Here is a 15,463-nt window from a genome sequence, read left to right as displayed (position 1 = left end):
CTAATGGGGTTTGACTGTGCGCTTTGTTTTTTTGCTGATAATTACATTTTCAACGTTATTGAGAGCAGATCCCATTGATGAAAAGCTGCAAGAAGCCAAGGATTATTTAACAGTTAAACCCTCAAAAAGTTATGAAATTTTAACTAAATTACAGCAAACTACTGGGAAAACAACACAACAACAAATTGACTTAAATATACTGATAGCGCGAGCTGCATTACCGTTAGATAAATTAGACGAGCTTTATTTGGCGGTAGAAGACTTGTTTGAGCATCATAACCATCCGTATTTTACTGAGAATATCACCACAGTAACGAGTGCACTTGGCATTTGGCTGCGAAAAAATAATTATTTGGAAGATGCTCAGTTGAGCTTTGAATGTTCGTATCAGCATGCTAAAAATGACCGATTAAAATTAATATTAAACAACAGTTTGGCGTTGGTAGTTCGTGAGGTTAACAACTTAGAACGCGCTAAATCCCTGTTTGAATACTCGTTTAAGCTTGCGAAGGCAAGCCGCAATGTAAATATGATGGGGATGACAAGCCACAATTTAGGTTTAATAGCGTTAGAGCAGGGCAAAATTAGTGTTGCAGAGCAGCGCTTTAGAGACGCACTTGAATACTATACCTCAATCAATAAACGTGCGGGTAATATTAACACTGGCATGTATCTGCTACTGACGTTTGTAATTCAAGAGCAGCTTACTAATTTTCAACGTTTGTATGCGCCTATTTCAAGAAAAGCAGAGGCATTTCCAAACGAACGGTCACATGCGTTACTCGCTTGGGTTCATGCTCGTTATTTAGAGTTAAAAGGGCAAAAAACGTCAGCAGCCGAGCGTACTCAATTGTTACAAAAGTTTGCTTATATTGTGGACTATCGCGAGCAAGTGGTTGTTGAAAAATACCTTGCTCAGCCGATGGGGATTTTGCTTGCAGTTGAAGCACCAAAAGTGCAATCATCGCGTTTTGACGCCCCCTGGTTTGCTTATGTGAAAAGTTGCGACTTTAGTCAGAAAACAAGCTAAAAGCAGCAGATAGCAAAGCCTATTAAACACGTCAAAAACATTTAGCTGAACCGTATTTTTGTTATTTAACATCGCATTAGTTAATTGCAGTAACTTTGCCGTTGATACGTTTGCTCAAATAGTCGCCACTTAGCGCAAAAAACTTCTTATTTCTCTGATGTTTGACTATATTTAATTGAGTATAAAAACAAAAGAGTCGCTACATCTATGCATCACCTCTCAATTAAAACAAAACTAATAGCGTTTATCTCAATAACTTTGGCTTTACTGGTTATTACTTTGGTTGCTATTAGTTGGTCTCAATTAAACACTAATAATGATACGCAAAGCGCTAAAGTACAGGACGTATTGCTTGCAGAAATAAACGATAAATTAATGGCTAAAACGCAATTTTATGCCACGGAGATTGCGGGCTACATCAATACAGAATACAAAATTCCATTAACTTTGTCGGGTGGCTTGGCCAATACTGCAGAAAATTCTCCGTTATCACGTGATAGTGTTTATCAAATGACACGCGGTGCCCTTGCTAAAAACCCCGATATTTCGTCCATTTATGCGCAGTTTGAAGCAAATGGTTATGATCAACGTGATAGTGAATTTACCACTGGATTTACACACTCGGTGCCAGGAGCCGGTACGCTAGAAATTTACATTACACGTGAAAACGATGGCAGCTTATTGCAACACCAAGTTGAAGATGCTGCTGAAAAATACTTACAGGCAAAAAATGAATTCGGTTTTCGAGAAAGTGAATGGTACTTGTGTGCCATGGATACGCGCAAACCATGTATTATGGAACCATATCTCTATGAGATTGAGCCCGGCAAATCTGAACTGATGACGTCACTGACAGTGCCAATCATCAGCAATAATAAATTTATTGGTTTGGTAGGCAGTGATATTAATTTACCTAAATTCCAATCACTTACCGAAAGCATTTCGCGAAGCCTTTACAATGGGCAAGCCAAAGTGACTATTTTAAGTGATATTGGTTTAGTTGTGGGTTCAAGTCACTATAAAAAGCTGGCGCGCCCGTTAAGCGAGTCACTGACCAATGGCGATGCGACAAACATTATGGCAATACGCAAGCGCCAAGATAACATTGAGATTGGTGAGAATTTGGTTTTTTCTATGCCAATCAATATCAAAGTGGCTAATACTACTTGGAGCTTAATTTTAGAATTACCTAAAAATGTCGCATTGGCAAACGCGGTAGCACTTGCACAAAGCCAGGCTAAAGCAACGGCGTCAGTAGGCCGCACCATGATGTTTATTGGTATTTTGGTGTCGGTAATTGCAATTGCGATTTCAATCGTCATTTTACGCACTATTATCCAGCCAATTACCGATATAAAACAGCGCATTGAAAACTTAGCCAGCAGTGAAGGGGATTTAACCGTGAACTTAACGGTTACGCAACACGAAGAACTAATTTCTCTGGCGGCTGGTTTTAATATGTTTACGCAAAAGCTGCGTACTATGGTTGATGGCTTAAAAGAGTTGGCGGATAACTCGTTTAGTCAATCGGCAAATACATCACAGGCTGCGCAGGAAATAAAAGCCAAAGTAAATATGCAACATATGGAAATTGATAGTGTTGTTACGGCGATTAATGAATTAAGTGCGACCGCCAGTGAAGTCGCCCGCTCATCAGAAAGTGCTGCGATGACCACAAACAATACCAATTTAAAGGTAAAAGAGAGCGAACAGGGCATTGTGGCTGCATCTCACTCGGTTGAAACCATGACCGAATATGTAAGCAGTGCAAAAGAATCAATTGTTGCCGTTGCTCAGCGCAGCAATGATATTACGCATATTCTTGATGTGATCCGCTCGATTGCAGAACAAACCAACTTGCTAGCATTAAATGCGGCAATTGAAGCTGCGCGTGCAGGTGAGCAAGGTCGAGGCTTTGCGGTTGTTGCTGATGAGGTTCGCTCGCTCGCGTCGAAAACACAAGAATCAACCAATGAAATTAGCCAATTGATCGATAACCTACAAAGTGAGGTTGGCACATCTGAATCAATTATCGAAAAATCAGTATCGCAAGCCAGCGATGCGATGGCGCACTGTGCTAAAGCCGCGTCGCAAATGGGTGAAATGGTTGATGAGCTTGCCCTTATTTCAAATGAGGTAACGCAAATCGCTACAGCCGCGGAAGAGCAAAGTGCAGTAACCGAAGATTTAAGTGCCAATATGACGGGTATTTCAGATGCCGCAGCAGAACTGTCACAGCTGGCCGATACCGTTGAACAAGCGGCGCAACAACTAACACATTTAGTTGAAGAGAAACACAAACAATTGGGTCAACTAAAAACCTAACACGCTTTGGTGTTTGAGTGAAAAGGCGCAAGTAACTAGATTTGCGCCTTTTTTATTTTTAACTCTGTACACGCTTTATCCCCTGCTTTTACCAAATATCACTTAAATTTACCGCTAAACACAAAGCCAATTTTCAGTTGATGGATCTGCCTATACTAAACCCATCAACACAACAGGATTAAGACCATGACAACAGCAGATAACACAACATTCGATTTTGACGTTTCACACCTTGTAGAGGGTGGTATCGCAATTTTTGCATTAGGCGCAACCATTGGCACATTAGTGGGTGCAGGTATGGCAAGTGCGGTAGTTATCGGCTCAGTTGCAGCATTAGCGACATACTTAATTCGTCATAAATAATATTTATAATTTTACAGTTACAGTATCTCAACCATAAAAGCACTTGCCTTCAACCAGCAAGTGTTTTTTTATGCGTCTAACGCGTAAATAAGTGCCTGCAAAGGAGTTGCTTGTAGCGCGGTTGGGCAGTAAAGAATATGATGGTTCTCAAAGCCTAATGCCGCATAAAGTGGTAACGTAGCGATACCTTTTTGCGTGATTTGGCTAACTTCTGGGGTTTTAATTAAGCGGATAACTTGACGCTCGCCATATTGTGCGATGCTTGGAATGTAAGGGCGAAGCTGCTTAATTAAGGTATCGAGTAACCATTCGTTTATATCGCCGCCTAAAATAATCGTTTGGCTATTAAAAATAGACTCTATTGTATGAATCGCGATGCGCATTGGTTCTTCCGCACGATTAACCCAACTTTCAAGAAGCTTATTATCAGCAGTTAAATTCGCTAAGAAATCATCGTGCTTTTGATTATCAATATTGAGCGCCGCTTTTAATGAATTAAGCGATGAAAAGTCATTTAAACGGCCTAGTTCGCCAGTATCGTTATCCGTTTCGGGAGTAACAAATATATCGCCTAACGCACCTGTTAGGCCGTTTTGACCTAGCAAAATGTCGCGGTTATAAACAACGGATGATTCAACTCGATTACCTATATGTACATAAACGAAACTTTGCAGCGTTTGAGCTTCACCAAACAGCATTTGGTATGCGGCACACGCCGATGCGGTGCTTTCTAACGCAACAGGTAAGTTTAGGCTTTCGGCAAGGGCGACTTGGGTTTCTTTTGCTACTTTGTGCGCATCTAATGCAAAGTTATTGCTATCTTGCATGGCAAGACCTACGGCAAGCACCTTGCTGCTATCGATATTTTCAATATTAACTAAGGTGTTAACTAAATAAGTGGCTTTACTCACCAGCTCATTAGGTGAAAATAGCGTAGTTAAGCTATTGATGCAGTCACCATTGAGTTTAAACATACCCACAAACAACTCATTTTCCATAATGCGAATGGCAATCGAATACGCCGCTTTCTCATTAAAACAGAGCATTTTTGAGGGTTTACCGGCACCTTCGGCTTTTTTTATGCCAACTTCAGACACCAGATCATGCTCCAATAAGGTTTCAACCATATTGGTAATTGTTTGTTTGGTCAGATTAGTATTTCGAGCGATCTCAACGCGGGAGATTGGACCCAAAGCAACAATTTGGGACAGGGCTAAGCGTAAATTAAGCGCTTTATTTTGCTTTGCGTTTGATCCTTTCAAAAGAAATGTCCTGCTTTTATCCCAAAATTCAGAAGTTTAAACGATGATATATTGAGTAATGATGGATGTGCAATTATTAACTGGTATTTTTCGCCAGAATTAATTAGTCAAAACATTTGACATAATTAACCATTTGCATAAATATAACAAAATCCATTGTATAAAAAGAATTCAAAAATGAAAGAGCAAGGACAGCCAATTTGGCGAAATATTAGGAAATTACAAAAACTAATCCCAATAACCGCGGGATTACTCATCTCTTTCGCCATGCCAACTCACGCCGATGAACAAAATATCGATTGGCAACAGGCAAAACAAGCAAAATCAATTACGATAAGCAAAGAACAAGCCCAAAAGATTAAACAAAAATCGCTTACAGCTGCTATGGCTTGGCATGGTGCAAGCCCTTGGATAAGCGCAGTATCTCGTGGTGCGAGCGATACTTTTGAAGCGCTTGGCATTAAAGTGGTTGCCAGTACTGATGCACAGTTTGATCCGGCCAAGCAAGTTGCTGATCTTGAAAATATCACCGCGTTAAAACCTAACATTTTGTTATCACTCAGTGTTGATGGCACAAGCACTAAGCAAAGTTACCAAAAAGCCATCAATGCAGGTACAGAGTTAGTACTGTTGAGTAACCCAATACCAGGCTTTCGCCATGGCAAAGAGTATGTTGGCATTGTAACCGACGATATGTTCGGAATGGGCAAAGCTGCAGCAACAAGTATTCAACAAGCATTTGGTGAGAACGCCAAAATAGGCATGATTTTTCACGATGCAAAGTACTTTATTACCAATAATCGCGATAGCGCATTTCGTAAACAAGTTTCCACCTTAGCGGGTCATAAAATTGTTGTCGAAAAAGGCTTTGTTAAAGAGCATGAAACAAGTGCAATCGCCGCGGCAATGATTTTGCAACATCCTGATCTGGATGTGATTTATGTATCTTGGGATGCCGCAGCAGAAGGTGTTATTGAGGCACTGCGTTCATTTGGTAATCGCGATATTAAAGTAGTAACACACGACCTTGGCGTTAATAATTTGCTCGATATGGCGATGCAGCGCAACATGCTCGCAACCATATCCGATAGGCCTTATGTTATTGGCGCAACGATGGCTAAGTTAGGTGCATTAGCAACATTAGACCTACCTGCACCGCACTTTACTTTGGTGCCATATGATGCTGTTACGAAAGACAATATTGCTGATATTTGGCAACAAGCATTTAAAGCGCCATTGCCTAAAATGCTTGACCTTGCACTAAAACAATAAGGAAAAATAATGAGTGCCAGTGACTTAACTACCATAGAGACAAAATCGCGCATTGCCGAATTTGTCGTTAAATACGCCTTTAAGCGCGAACTATTTATTTACTATATTTTCGTCGCCGTGTTATTGCTTTTTGCCGTTGTACTGCATGACACCGCATTTTTTAGTTTGACTAATTTTATGAATATTATTCGTCAAACAGCGCCTATTACCGTGATGGCTGTTGGCTTAACATTTGCGCTCGCTGTGGGTCATATCGATTTATCTATTGGCGCCGTGGTGGCCTTATCAGCATTGGTCGGTGCGGTTTTGTTGCAGTATACCGGGATACCATTGGCGGTACTTGGCGCAATGTGCGTAGGCTTGTTTGTCGGTTTAATAAATGGCTTTTTAATTGAGCGATTACAGGTTTCTTCTTTATTAATCACACTTGGCACAATGGGTGTTATCACAGGGCTTGCGCGTCAGTTCACTAATTTAGAATCGGTACCCATTATTAATAGTAGCTTTACCGGATTTTTTGGCGCAGGCGAATTATTTGGCATTCCATCGTTATTAGTATGGACGGTTGTTATTGCTGCGATTGGTTATGTGGCATTAACCAAACTGGCCTTTGGCAGACACCTTTTGGCGGTTGGCGGCAGCCCTAAAGCGGCGCTTGCTATGGGGATTAAGGTAACGCGCATTCGTATTTATGCCTTAGTCATTTCATCTATGGCAGCAGCGCTTGCAGGGCTTTTATATGCGGGTCGCTTACATGGCGCGCGCTATACATTAGGCGAGGCAGATTTGCTTACCGTGATTGCTGCAGTTGCCATTGGTGGCACGAGTTTATTTGGCGGGCGCGCGTGTATTATTGGCGCGGTGCTTGGTTCATGGTTAATGGGCTTAATTAATAACGGTTTGATTTTATCTGGCTTTTCGACCAATGAACAGATGATAGCTCGAGGCCTAATATTAATTGTTGCCGTAGCAATTGGTGTTAAGGAGATTAAAAATGGTTAGAACAGCATTAGATCAAGTTGCACTGGAATTAAAAGACATTAAAAAGAGCTTTGGTGCAGTAACTGCGTTAAAAAATGTCAGCTTTAAAATCAACAAAGGTGAAGTGGTGGGTTTGTTAGGTGATAACGGCGCGGGTAAATCAACATTGGTGCGCTGCATATCAGGCATTCATGCGCCCGACAGCGGCAGTATTTTGGTGAATGATAAAACCGTACACATAACCAACCCAGAGCAAGCGCGTGATGCGGGAATTGAAACGGTGTTTCAAGACCTCGCCATGGTGCCAGAGTTTAATATTGCCGATAACCTATTCTTGAACCGTGAAATAAAGCATAAAAACCCGCTATTACGTGCCTTTGGTTGGCTTGATAAAAAAGCCATGGAAAAGCGCGCTAAAAAAGCAATTAATCGCTTAAACAGCCGTATTCCAAGCTTTCAGGCGCAAATTCAATCACTTTCTGGGGGGCAACGACAAGCGGTTGCTATTGCCAGAGCGGTCAATTGGGGCGCGGACATTGTGATTATGGATGAACCGACTGCGGCCCTAGGTGTTGAGCAAAGTGCTCAGGTAAATGAATTAATAAATGTGATTAGCTCGCAAGGGGTGGCAGTGCTTCTGATCAGCCACAATATGCAGCATGTGATTGATACTTGTGATAGGGCAGTAGTGCTATATCAAGGACAATCTGTTGCCGATGTATCTGTTTGTGATGTTACGAAAGAAGACTTAGTCAGTTTAATCACGGGCGCAAAAACAGCACTCGACGTTACTACGTCCAAGGTTGCTTAACGGATTTTGGCTTTTGCGCGATTGCTAGCGCTAAGCCAAATAGCAAAAGTTTCACTTAACCAATGTTTTTACTTTTATGTTAATTCATAAAAGCGGTCTCTTGCGGCCTAAATTTGGAGAAATCATGAATAATAACAGTAAAGTAACTCAGCTAATTAGCACTATGACGTTAGCTGAAAAAATTGGGCAGCTGTTTGTATTGGCATTTGCTGGGCCCGATATTGATTATGCGAAACAGTTGGTGAAATCGCATCATGTGGGTGGTTTTTATATTACCGATGACAACGCTGCCACACCTAAAGATGCGAAAACATTAGCTGACGAACTGCAACACCAAGCCCAGTTACGTGCGTGCGATGCCCACTTATTGCTGTGTGTTGACCAAGAAGGCTCGTGGGGGATTTTAGCCAAGCACACCGATTTAGGACCGGGAAATTTGGCGCTTGGCAAAGCCAATAAACCAGAGCTAACTGAGCAAATGTATCAGGTATTTGCTGAACAAATGCATGAAATCGGTTACAACACACTGCTATCGCCTTGCTCTGACGTTAACACCAATCCAAATAACCCGATTATTGGTTTGCGTTCATTTGGAGAAACGCCTAAGCAGGTCGCAACGCATGTTGCAGCAGCAGTTAGGGGTATTAAACGCGGCGGCAATTTGGCAACGGCAAAACACTTTCCGGGTCATGGCGACACGCATAGTGATTCCCATCAATGTTTGCCAACCGTCGACAAAACGTTGAGCGAACTGCAACAGGGTGATTTGTTACCGTTTCAAGCGGCAATTGATGCCGGTGTATCGCTGATTATGACAAGCCATATTCGCTTCCCACAGCTTGACGATACTTATCCTGCAACATTGTCATCAAAAATCCTAACCAACTTGCTACAGCAACAAATGGGCTTTAATGGACTGATCATAACCGACAGTATGAATATGTGGGCAATGCGTAAAAACTACCAACCTGCTGAAGCCGCGATTTTAGCGTTAAAAGCAGGTGCGCATTTAGTGATGCTAAGCGAAGAGCACTATGAAAACAGTGCAACTGATTATAAAGCGCTGCAACTTGCTACGTTAAATGGGGTGATCCACGCAGTTGAATCAGGGCAACTTGCTGAAGCCGTGATAAACGAACGGTTACACCATGTGTTGTCGTTTAAATACGACAAGCTCAATGTTGTAAAAACGCCGGAGCACTTAACTGCAGACGATATTCAAGCGTTAATTGAAACGGCGGTTAGCAGTAGCGTTTCGGTGTTGCGGAATGAGGCGGGTAATTGGCCACTTACGGGTCGTGAGTTTACTCTCACCTTTGCCGCGCATCCGAAAAAATATGACAGCTTAGTAAATAGTCGAGGTATTGGGCCAAACGATCCCCGATCTGCAAAAGATACCATTATTCAGGGCCTACAACAGCGCACAAGTAAAGTAAACTTATTACCTTTTGATGAGTTTTTAACGTTGCTTGAAGGTTGTGATGAGACAATTTCAACACCGCTTGTAATTGTTACCGAAGATTATCCGTTACCCGGAGAAAGCTTTGATGTAGCGGAGCAAAAGCAATTAGTACAACGCGCGCTAAAACGCTTTGGCAAGCAAGTAGTGGTGATTGCTATGCGCTCTGATTACGAACTAACGGACTATACAGAACTGGCGACTTACATTTGTGCTTACTCAAGCCGTGTCTGTGCCGCAAAGTATGTTGCGTCACTTTTATAGAAATTAAACAAAAAGAATGAGAATTGCTTGACAATTAGTCAAAATGATTTAATAAATAATTAATCAAAATAATTTACTAATACAAATAAACTAAAGTGGCAATTGCATGCGTCTGGGGAGAAGGCAGTGCTTTGACGGAGCGAGTTGACTGAGAATGCAAAGATATTTCAGTTGGTTAGCGGCAGTGAGACCACATAACATTTGAAAACTTATAAATAATAATAAGGACAACAAGATGAAGACTAACCAACCTGTTGCGGTAACACTAAAAGCAACGCGCCTGTCATTGTGTATTGGTGCAGCGCTTTGTGCCATGACCTTTAATTTGTCAGCGCAAGAGAGCAAACAACTGGCTGAAAATGACAACATTGAGACCATTGAAGTGCGTGGTATTCGCAGAAGTTTAACCAAAGCACTCAATACAAAGCGCTTTGCCAATGCTGTTGTCGACTCAATTTCAGCTGAAGATATTGGTAAGTTTCCCGATAAAAACATCGGTGATGCACTACAACGTATTCCTGGTGTGACAGTTGTTAGAACATTTGGTGAAGTGAACGGAGTAACCATTCGTGGTACGGCGCCTGAGCACAGTATGGTGCTATTAAACGGTCAAAATGTAGCAAGCGTTGGTTGGTTTGACTTGGGCGGTATGAACCGCAGCTTTAACTTTGAAATGTTAGCGTCGGAGCAGATTGCTGGCATGGATGTGTATAAATCCGTTGAATCTAATATTAATGAAGGCGCGATGGGCGGTACGGTTAATCTTAAAACCCGTAAACCGCTTGATATGGATGCTGGGACTGTATTTGCGTCGGTTGAAGGCATGTATCACAACAATGCTGAAGACTGGTCGCCTGCGTATTCAGCGTTAGGCAGTTGGAAGAATGACAGCGAAACGTTTGGTGTGTTACTCGCGTATTCCAATGAAGAGTCAAAGGTATACCGCGAAACCTTGTCGAATTTTGGCCCCGCTGGAAACGCCACGTTTACTGATTCTAATGGCGTAGAGCGTAGCTCTTATGGCGCTATGTCATCTATTTTATTCGATGAAGATCGCGAGCGTGCAAGCTCTCAACTGACATTGCAATACGCGCCAAGCGATAACTTATCGTTTAACTTAAATTACAATTTATTTGAATTGAAGAACGATCACGTCAATTCAGCGATGTTTGCCATTGTTGGTTTTGGCCAAATGCAAGGTGATTCGGTAGTTGAAAATGCAAACGGCATTGTTACTCAAGCAACATCGCGTGCATCAGGTGCTGGACTTGCACCACTTTTTAACAATGCGGTATTGCGTAAACCTGATATGCAAACCGATGCGCTTAACTTTACCGTTGAATATGAGGCGGATACATGGTCTGCTGATTTTGTAATTGGTAAATCGGATGCTAAAGGTGAAACGTTGCAGTCGAGTACGTGGTGGGGGGATATCACCAACACCGAAAATTCAAGTTTTAGCTTTGATGTCGCTGGTCCACTGGAACTCATCCCAACGAATCCAGCCTATCTTGATTCACACAGTAACTTTGATCTATTTCAAGAGTTTACATATATCAATTACATTCGTGAAAACGAAATTGATTACGCCCAGGCTGATTTTACTTTCTTGTTAGAGAGCGACTTAGTAACGTCAATTCAAGCGGGTTTAAAATATCAACAACAAGCGTTTTCATCACAAGGTAATTACCAAGATCTTGACCTTGCAGCGGCAATAGCTGAGGGTCTTTCGTTAGCTGATTTTAATGGCGGTTTTGTATCTGGCCTACACTCAGCAGAAGGGCGCGCGGGAAGTATGTCGTCGTTTCCAGTAGCGAGTCGCGATATTTGGCGTTATGCCGAGGCAAACAAGCCTAGTAGCATTTCTGTACGTGACGCATTTTCAATAGAAGAAGACATTACCGCGGCCTATGTTAAAGCTAATTTTTCAGGTGAAGGCTTTCGCGGTAACGTAGGCTTGCGTATCGTCGATACCGATATTCTTTCAGTTGGCGAAATTAACGGCGTAGCGGGTGAAGTTGAAAAGTCTTATACCAATTACTTGCCAAGTGTGAATGTGGCAATGGACCTATCAGATGACCTTATTTTCCGTGTTGCAGCAGGCTCGACGGTGTCGCGTCCTGACTATGACGATATGAAAGTAGCAGACATTATCTCTGAAAGTTTTCAAACAGCTAATGTGGGCAGTCCTGAATTAAACCCATACAAATCAGACCAATACGATATGGGCTTAGAGTATTATTTTAATCCGTCATCGATTGTTGGTGCGACTTTCTTTATAAAAAATATTAGTGATTACATAGAGCAAACCACAGCAAAAGAGAACTATGCTGGGTGTGGTCCTGAATGTTTAGTGACACGTTCTCGTAACGTAGGCACCGCTGATGTGCAAGGTATTGAATTACAATACCAACACGACTTTGGTAATGGTTTTGGTGCTCAGTTTAATTACACGTATACCGACAGTGCACGTACCAACTCAGCCGGCGAAGAAGTACCAATTGAAGAAGTGTCTAAAAACTCATTTAACTTATCAGGTTACTTTGAAAACGAAATGTTTAGTGTACGTTTAGCTTATAACTACCGTGATGACTGGGTCCGTCAGTACAATGGTAGTAGCTTAGACAGCCTAAATGATGCGTATGATCAATTAGATGCATCGGTTATTTGGCATGTTACAGAAAATGTAGATATGTCATTTGAAGCGGTGAACTTGCTCAACGAAGCATTGGTATTGCGTCAACCTAAGGCGGGCAATATTGTTCACAGTGTCGATGAATTCGGTACCCGTTACTTTGTTGGCGCCAGCATTCGCTTTTAAATAAAAGATTTGAGGCTAATGTGCCTCAAACCGCTATATTCTAAGTTGTTGAATGCAAAAGTATTACCAATACCACATCAGCAACGTTTATCCGTCTAACACAGATGGGCCGAATTATGTTGTTTAGATTAGTGGCTCGTGTTCCCCTAAGGCAAGCTGCCCAGTTTGCCTTATCTTTATCTCACAATTATCACCATTTCAAAATGTAAATAAAAAGTTAAATTAATAAGTAAATTATATTGACTAAATTTTAGTCAAGCGTTAGTGTGAATTATGTTAGACCATTAGATTTAGCGCAGTTCTGGTTTAACCAAGACAATGCGATTGTTTAAGCATACTTAAATTTAACTTTTGCAAAATTAGCAACTTGTAAACAATTTTAAGAAGGACACCCTAATGCGTCACGCTAAAATGACTACTTGCGCACTGGCTGTATTAATTAGCTGTAATGTTAATGCAGGTACTGGTATTCAAGACTTTTTAGATTCATTGCGAAACTTTGAATCGGGTATAAACCCAAATCTCGCCGATTTTTATCTCGAAAACCTCAACAATCCTGTTTATAACTATGCACGGGTAAGTGCACCCGGTCGTATGGTGCGTGATTGCTCAACTGGTAGCATGATCCCCGAGCCAACGACCATCAATGAGTTTTTCACTAAATTGGGGGTCGACCATTTTTACAACGCGCAAACCCCTAACGACCCAGAAATGTTTAAGAGCATGCAGTACAACTCAATGAATGCGTGGGGCTTTGTTGGTTATCAGCTAGGTGAAGCAGTATTAATTGATGCAGGGTATTACAGTCCAAAAGTGGTTACCGTAGACGGTGTTGAATACGACAGTTTTTATGTCTTTGTTGATGATTCGACGTGGATTGGTTGCGAAACTGAAGCGTTAGTCGAAATCGTCGGCTCTGGTGGCAATAAAATCTTAGCAACGGATGTTAATAACTGGCAAGGCACATTCGTTGGCAAAAACGGTGTTAACTCATTTGCTGACTTAATTAAGCCAGAAAAACAAGAATTGGTTATTCGCGATGCCATGCATTTTAATTACGGTGTGATGACGCAATTGTTAAGTGATGCCAATATGACATGGGCAGAAGCACTTACAAAAAGCTGGCCGGATGTTGATGACAATGGCAATCCAGTGCAAGTGCAAGCGACTATGTCGGGGTTGTTAGCCGCAGCACATTTACGCGGTGCGTGGGGCACAGCACGTTTATTAACAAAGGATGAAATTACGTGTGACGAATTAGGCACTTGCATCACTAAATATGTACATAAATTTGGTGGTTATAATACCATTTTCGATACGCCTTTTGACGATGTAATTGAAGGCTCAAGCTACGCAGAAACATTATCCGCTGGCTGGGGTAATGATCTTGTAATATTAGGTGGCGGAGTGGATACGCTTGCGTTACATCAAAATGACAGCGCTATCACTACAGTGCGCGGTTTCACCCTTGCAGAAGATTTTATTGTGCTAAGAGATTGGACAGCAACTGCGCCATTGGCAAATTTACAGATAGCTGATGTCGCTGCAGGTGCAGAGCTTAGCTTTGCTAATCAACGTGTGGTGATTGAAGGTGTGAGCGCCGCTGAAATTAGCGCAAATCCAAGTGCTGTGATTGCAGAATCAAAAATTTATGAAATTGCTTGGTCGGGTTCGCAAACGGTTAATAACTTTAATCCACGCTTAGATAAAATTCGGGGCACTGCAGGGATTGGTTTTAAACATTTAAAAGCGTACGAAACGGATAATGCGCTGGTGGTTGGCGTGCAAGCAGCAGATGGCGGCATTTATAGCTCGGTTGAGTTAGTGGGGTTAACCATCGCCGATTTATCGCCAGATATGTTTGATAATGTAACCGGTGGGTATGACCGTTTAGGCTTTATTGTTCCACTTAATAGCCAAAACTGGGGCTGGAACATGACCTTGTCGGTTAACAGTTTTGATGCAGCAAAAACTGTGATTAGTATGCCACTGTTTAACTACAGTTTTTCGATGCTAGTGTTAACGCAAGAGGGGGCGGATACGGTCATTACACTTGATGCAGCGGCGTCGCAAGGCGATCAAAAACGACTAGTGCTCAAAAATACCGATGTCACAACACTAAGTGCAGCAAACTTTTCATTTGTTAATGGTAGTTTTAGTGACGCGACAATCGATATTCCAGTGTATTACACGGTAACAGCGGCAGTGGTGGGTAATGGTGGCAGTATTTCACCACTACCTAATGCAAATGGCGAGCTAAGAGCAAAAAGTAACACTGACTTCACACTTAATTTTGTTGCAGACAGTGGTTATCGCGTGGCAAACATTACAGTTGATGGGGTAACGGTCAACGCAGCAAATGCTTATACCTTTAATGCTATCAGTAGTAATCACACTATTTCTGTGAGCTTTGAACAAGGGGTTTCTTGTCCAAATGCATGGCTTTCGTCAGAGGTTTACACGGGCGGTATGCAAGTCACTTATCAAGGCAAAATATACGAGGCCAAATGGTGGTCGCAAAATAATGTGCCGACTGCGGGTGATCCGTGGAAGTTTATAAGTGACTGCCAGTAAAAACGAAATTACTTAGGCTCAGCTAGAGTTGTTGGCTCGCAAGTTGAGGTGCATGGACATTTTTAAAGCGACTAACTTAAACTCAGGTTAAATTAGTGTGATGTGATAGGGCATCACACAATTTTTACCCTCATTACTTTTACGCTATCGCTAAGTGCACATTCGGACGTGCAATAAATTAAGGTTATAGTTAAGCCAAATCGAAATAATTAACCTATTTACCTCCTCCTGTATGAATGCACCCAGAAGCATCTTTGTAAATATCAACTAATATAAAGGTTGGGTTAATAGGTTACTGTTT

General features: G+C 41.8%; 10 protein-coding genes. 9 read left to right on the top strand and 1 reads right to left on the bottom strand.

The annotated features are described in order from the left end of the window. The first annotated feature begins 16 nt into the window (after positions 1–16). The 3 genes from ACHSBP_RS12530 (at position 17) to ACHSBP_RS12520 (ending at position 3,718) form a co-directional block, all read left to right on the top strand. Entirely contained in the window at positions 17–1,030 is a 1,014-nt protein-coding gene (locus tag ACHSBP_RS12530) for a tetratricopeptide repeat protein (protein ID WP_395389004.1), read from the top strand. Between the two features lie 207 nt (positions 1,031–1,237). Continuing rightward, a complete protein-coding gene (locus tag ACHSBP_RS12525; RefSeq protein WP_395389003.1) occupies positions 1,238–3,355 on the top strand; it encodes a methyl-accepting chemotaxis protein in 2,118 nt (705 codons plus the stop codon). A 186-nt stretch (positions 3,356–3,541) separates the two neighbouring features. Next, a complete protein-coding gene (locus tag ACHSBP_RS12520; RefSeq protein ID WP_157813591.1) occupies positions 3,542–3,718 on the top strand; it encodes a hypothetical protein in 177 nt (58 codons plus the stop codon). A gap of 68 nt (positions 3,719–3,786) precedes the next feature. On the opposite strand, the gene ACHSBP_RS12515 is transcribed toward ACHSBP_RS12520, so the two are convergent. After that, on the bottom strand, positions 3,787–4,980 hold the full coding sequence (locus ACHSBP_RS12515; protein WP_010558828.1) for an ROK family transcriptional regulator: 1,194 nt from the start codon (positions 4,978–4,980) through the stop codon (positions 3,787–3,789). A gap of 177 nt (positions 4,981–5,157) precedes the next feature. Here ACHSBP_RS12515 and ACHSBP_RS12510 point away from each other — a divergent pair, with 177 nt between their 5' ends. From ACHSBP_RS12510 to ACHSBP_RS12485, 6 genes are all read left to right on the top strand, one after another. After that, positions 5,158–6,252 carry a substrate-binding domain-containing protein gene (locus ACHSBP_RS12510; protein ID WP_395389001.1) on the top strand — a complete coding sequence of 365 codons (1,095 nt, stop codon included), beginning with the start codon at positions 5,158–5,160 and terminating at the stop codon, positions 6,250–6,252. Positions 6,253–6,261: 9 nt separating this feature from the next. After that, the gene (locus ACHSBP_RS12505) at positions 6,262–7,254 is read left to right on the top strand and encodes an ABC transporter permease (RefSeq protein WP_395388999.1); all 993 of its coding nucleotides are present in this window, start codon (positions 6,262–6,264) and stop codon (positions 7,252–7,254) included. Then, the gene (locus ACHSBP_RS12500; protein WP_010558831.1) at positions 7,247–8,044 is read left to right on the top strand and encodes an ATP-binding cassette domain-containing protein; all 798 of its coding nucleotides are present in this window, start codon (positions 7,247–7,249) and stop codon (positions 8,042–8,044) included. Before ACHSBP_RS12505 ends, ACHSBP_RS12500 begins: the two co-directional genes overlap by 8 nt. 124 nt (positions 8,045–8,168) lie before the next feature. Next, the gene (locus ACHSBP_RS12495; protein WP_395388997.1) at positions 8,169–9,767 is read left to right on the top strand and encodes a glycoside hydrolase family 3 protein; all 1,599 of its coding nucleotides are present in this window, start codon (positions 8,169–8,171) and stop codon (positions 9,765–9,767) included. A 235-nt stretch (positions 9,768–10,002) separates the two neighbouring features. Then, the gene (locus ACHSBP_RS12490) at positions 10,003–12,588 is read left to right on the top strand and encodes a TonB-dependent receptor (protein ID WP_395388995.1); all 2,586 of its coding nucleotides are present in this window, start codon (positions 10,003–10,005) and stop codon (positions 12,586–12,588) included. A gap of 396 nt (positions 12,589–12,984) precedes the next feature. After that, positions 12,985–15,162, top strand: coding sequence for a carbohydrate-binding protein (locus ACHSBP_RS12485; protein WP_395388994.1), 2,178 nt, complete (start codon positions 12,985–12,987; stop codon positions 15,160–15,162). Positions 15,163–15,463 lie beyond the last annotated feature (301 nt).

It is taken from the genome of Pseudoalteromonas sp. XMcav1-K, from assembly GCF_044005875.1.
Taxonomy (GTDB): Bacteria; Pseudomonadota; Gammaproteobacteria; order Enterobacterales; family Alteromonadaceae; genus Pseudoalteromonas; species Pseudoalteromonas spongiae.
This window is presented reverse-complemented; position numbering and strand designations above follow the sequence as displayed.